The following is a 4,298-nucleotide window of genomic DNA, read 5'->3' on the forward strand; positions in this document are numbered from 1 at the left end:
TGCATACAGCCACAAAGAAAAAAAGCCATCAATTTCTATTGATGAACTGATGGCTTAAACCGATCTCGGGTTAATTAGTTATATATTGCGTGTTGGTTATGTCACTGCAAACTTGATAATAAACAAAAAGGTCAATATCCAGACACTGATACTTATTTCATTGGCTTTATTACACATCAATTTTACCGCTGTATAGGAAATAAAGCCCAATGCGATGCCATGAGCAATAGAAAACGTCAGCGGCGTCATTAACAACACGACACTCACAGGTATAGCATCACTCATTTCATCCCAGTTAATCAGCTTTAAGTTTTGCAGCATCAAGACAGAAACATACAATATTGCCCCGGCAGTCGCATAAGCAGGAACCATTTGAGCTAAAGGCGCAAAAAACATCATTAACAAAAAGCATAAACCAACAACAACGGCAGTTAAGCCTGTACGCCCGCCTACTGAGACTCCCGAGACCGACTCAATATACGATGTTGTCGTTGACGTACCAAGAACCGAGCCGGCTATTGTTGCCGTGCTATCGGCAGAAAGCGCTCGACCTAAACGCGGCATTCTGCCATGTTCATCAGACAACCCCGCTTTTTGAGTAACTGCCACAAGTGTGCCACTAGTATCAAATAAATCTACGAATAAGAATGCAAAAACAACACTTAGCATTGAGAGCTCAAAAATTCCGCTTAACTCTAACTGCATATAAGTGGGCGCTATACTTGGTGGTATATCTACGACTCCATGGTAGTCAACCAAGCCCATCCACCATGCAATAACGGTTACTAGCAAAATGCTAATCAAAACGCCGCTTTTAACTTCGCGATACATCAACGCTGCGATAACAAAGAAACTCGCAATGGCTAATAAAGGTCCAGGAGAGGTAATATCACCAAGTTGCACTAAGGTGGCAGGACTGGCCACAATAATTTGCGCATTTTTAAGCGCTATCAAGGCCAAAAATGCGCCAATACCAGCTGCAATCGCGCGTTTTAAAACGAGAGGTATTGCTTGAATTACCCATTCTCTTATTTTGAATATACTCAATAACAAAAAAAGGCAGCCAGACATGAAAACGGCACCTAAGGCACTTTGCCACGTGTATCCCATGCCAAGTACTACACCATAAGTGAAAAAAGCATTTAACCCCATACCTGGCGCTAATGCCAATGGGTAATTAGCCCATAACCCCATGATAAAGCAACCAATTGCAGCTGCGATACAAGTTGCCACAAAAGCAGCGCCATGATCCATACCTGCTTCTGCAAGCATTGCTGGGTTAACAAAGACAATATAAACCATGGTGACAAATGTCGTTAAGCCTGCGATCACCTCCGTTTTTACATTGGTGTGCATGGCTTGTAGTGAAAATAAGCGTTCGAGCATAAGTATAATTTACGGTTTAGAGGAACAAGTGGTTGGATTTTAACACGAATCACTTTAAAACTCGGACAAATTAGTTAAAATTCAGCTACACTCTGCTTATAAATATTATTGCGAATATAGATATGGATCAAAACAGCACTGATAACTCAGCAAATCATGATTTAGAGCAGCAGCTGCTGAATGTGCTTGAATTTGTCACTTCACCATTAACAGCAGATGCAAAATTTCCAGATACCCTTGATAATGCACAAGCGCTGAAGAAAGGTTTATATTATTTAAAAGAAAAGTCCTTTCCACTTGCAGCAAAGTGGCTACGTTTAGCAGCCATGTCGGGAGAATTAAAAGCACAGTTCTTTTTGGGATTACTATTTATGAAAGGTCAAGGCGTTCCACCTAGTCCGTTTCATGCAGCAGCATGGCTTACTCTGGCAAGTAGCCAAGGTCATAAAGGGGCTGAGCAAGTACTACAGGATGTGAGAAGGTTTCTGACAACTAAACGCTATCGCGATGCCCAATGTTACGCGGCAACGCTTTACGAACAAATTCATCAACTTCAGCATATAAGCCGCTAGCTATTGCAAACGAACTCACTGACTCACGCGCCACAGTGACGGTTTCAAATGCGTCATACTAAGAAACAGTCACTGCAAAATATCTAACACTTTAACCTATGTTGTCTGTCGTACACCCACCGTTATTACACGTCCGTAGAAACAATTTGACTGACTTAATTGATATTTTGGCATCCACAAACATTAGCAATGTAAAACACAATAGACTTATTATATCTTTATTTTCAGATGGTTAATACTTCAACAGCTGAAACAAGAGAGTCAATTAAGAGTTATTTAAAAACTATAAGTTACCTCTTTGCATATCCAAACCACTGATTATTGAAATAATCTAAGGTTAAATAAAAAAGCTTGCGTTCGACGCATTGAACTTGGTGCTGCCTGGGTAGAGTTGTCTAAAAAATTCACAATTGTTCTTGCATTAAACAACTGTATAAACTACTGTATACATATACTGTATAAATAGCCAGTGAGTTAACTATGTTACGTACCGACGCATCTCTCATCGCAACACCTACTACGTACAATGCAGCAAATCGCATAAATGAAGTGTGGGTAGAAGATGAAATTACCGCAAGTCTTGCGCTACTAAAAGTCTTACATACATGCCAAAACAAGCATGCTTGGACATTGCTCATCGCTCCGGACAACGTACCTAACAAATCTTTACTAGAGAGTGGTTCTGTTGATACGAGTAAGCTACTAGTGATTAGGAAAAAACATATTTATGACCTTGAGTACGTGCTTAAAAGTGCTATCAGCAACGGAAACTTTGCGTCGGTCGTATTGTGGAAAGACTTTTCATCAGCGAAGGCAATCAAAGAGATGCAGCTTCCGGCTTCTGATGTCATAATCCATTGTTTTCAAGGTATGTAAAACGCTACAATAGCGAGACATAACCTCAGATAAAATGTCACTATGTTTTGCTATTGCAACTCTTCTACTTCATATTCACAATGTTGTGAACCCTATATAACTGGTGTAAAAACCGCAGAAACACCTCAAAAATTAATGCGCTCTCGCTACAGTGCGTATTGTGTTAAAGATGCAGATTACATCCATAATACATATAGTTCCGCAAAACGGCCTGATAATAGTGTTGGAGATATTGCTGCTTTTGCAGACTATGCCAAGTTCATCAAACTTGAGGTGCTCGAAGAAATAGCAAATGAACCATCGGGAGTTGTTGAGTTCAAAGCATATTATATTGCTGAAAATTGTCTCTATACCTTACATGAAAGGTCAAACTTTATCGTTGAACAAGGAGCATGGAAATACGTTGACGGTGAGCTTTATGACACACCAGTTACTAAAGTTGGGAGGAATGACCTTTGTCCGTGTGGTAGTAATAAGAAGTACAAAAAGTGCCATGCCACTTGAGCAATCTCAGCCCCGCGTATTTGCCTCAGCTTGCCATAACCCTATAATGATGAGTCTTATTGCATGCTCAAGCTGACCTATTTGAGTTAAAAATAGTGGACGCACACCAATTGTCTTAATCAAGAAAGCTATTTTAAAGTAAGGAAATATTGTCGATAACTAGGCTATTTTATTGGTATTGATGCTGGTGCGGTAAAATAAGGGCAAAATGTACAAGGTGGTGTGAACAGATCCGCGAGATTTCACAGAGCTTAGGCACTAGTACGCAGCATTTCTTGCATTCCCCCCGCTGCGACCTGATCATAAAATGCCGCAGCATCTAGTTGTTTGTCTGCCACAAGCGTGAGCTTACCCAACGATTTAGCAAGCCTATTTTTAGCTGCAGGTTCAAGGTTTTCAACAACTTCCAGTGGAATATGTTTTTTGTCATTTCGCGCTGCAAGAGGCTCGGGGTGTAAGTTTTCTTTCAGCCTGAATGTTGTCATCGCACCAGAAGCAATGAGCTGTGCATTATGCTGCCCAATAAGCATATTGTACTGTTCAGAAGCAAGGGGTTTTTGAGGGCCAATTTCAAATTGCCTTTTTAACGCTGCCTCGGAGCTGTCTTTCTCACTTTGTTCGGATTTTGGTAAATGAAATTGGCTAAAATCTAGTGCGTCTGTTGATAACATAGACAACAGCATTGCAAAGTCAGCTGAACGCGTTTCATGAACACAAACGTTCAACGCTGATCCTAGTTGCGACTCTGAGATTAAAATGCCATCAATTTGCATGTATTCCAACCGATTATTTTACCGTTTAAGAATATATCGACATTTTTCAGAAAAACTTTAGTACTTTTCTTTACTTCGAAAAAAACTTTGTTATTATCACCGCCGTTGTTTAGGAGGGGTTCCCGAGCGGCCAAAGGGATCAGACTGTAAATCTGACGGCTCTGCCTTCGCTGGTTCGAATCCAGCT

Annotated in this window: 5 protein-coding genes; 3 read left to right on the forward strand and 2 right to left on the reverse strand. The window is 40.6% G+C overall.

Annotated elements, in window-relative coordinates:
* Window positions 1-96: 96 nt before the first annotated feature.
* Window positions 97-1,386 (reverse strand): NCS2 family permease, encoded by a 1,290-nt coding sequence (locus HUZ36_RS21535; protein ID WP_176033939.1) that lies wholly within the window; start codon window positions 1,384-1,386, stop codon window positions 97-99.
* Window positions 1,387-1,508: 122 nt separating this feature from the next.
* On the opposite strand from HUZ36_RS21535, the gene HUZ36_RS21540 reads away from it, so the two are divergent.
* The 3 genes from HUZ36_RS21540 to HUZ36_RS21550 all read left to right on the forward strand — a co-directional run bounded on the left by HUZ36_RS21540 (window position 1,509) and on the right by HUZ36_RS21550 (window position 3,338).
* Window positions 1,509-1,958, forward strand: coding sequence for a tetratricopeptide repeat protein (locus HUZ36_RS21540; RefSeq protein WP_125254305.1), 450 nt, complete (start codon window positions 1,509-1,511; stop codon window positions 1,956-1,958).
* 480 nt (window positions 1,959-2,438) lie between these two features.
* Window positions 2,439-2,834 carry a hypothetical protein gene (locus tag HUZ36_RS21545; protein WP_125254306.1) on the forward strand — a complete coding sequence of 132 codons (396 nt, stop codon included), beginning with the start codon at window positions 2,439-2,441 and terminating at the stop codon, window positions 2,832-2,834.
* A 42-nt stretch (window positions 2,835-2,876) separates the two neighbouring features.
* Window positions 2,877-3,338 (forward strand): YchJ family protein, encoded by a 462-nt coding sequence (locus HUZ36_RS21550; protein ID WP_252095509.1) that lies wholly within the window; start codon window positions 2,877-2,879, stop codon window positions 3,336-3,338.
* A 251-nt stretch (window positions 3,339-3,589) separates the two neighbouring features.
* Here the strand turns inward: HUZ36_RS21550 and HUZ36_RS21555 are convergent, their stop codons facing one another.
* Window positions 3,590-4,111, reverse strand: coding sequence for a VC2046/SO_2500 family protein (locus HUZ36_RS21555; protein WP_176033940.1), 522 nt, complete (start codon window positions 4,109-4,111; stop codon window positions 3,590-3,592).
* Window positions 4,112-4,298 lie beyond the last annotated feature (187 nt).

Origin of the sequence: Pseudoalteromonas sp. McH1-7, from assembly GCF_013366255.1 — a bacterium.
Lineage (GTDB): Bacteria > Pseudomonadota > Gammaproteobacteria > Enterobacterales > Alteromonadaceae > Pseudoalteromonas > Pseudoalteromonas peptidolytica.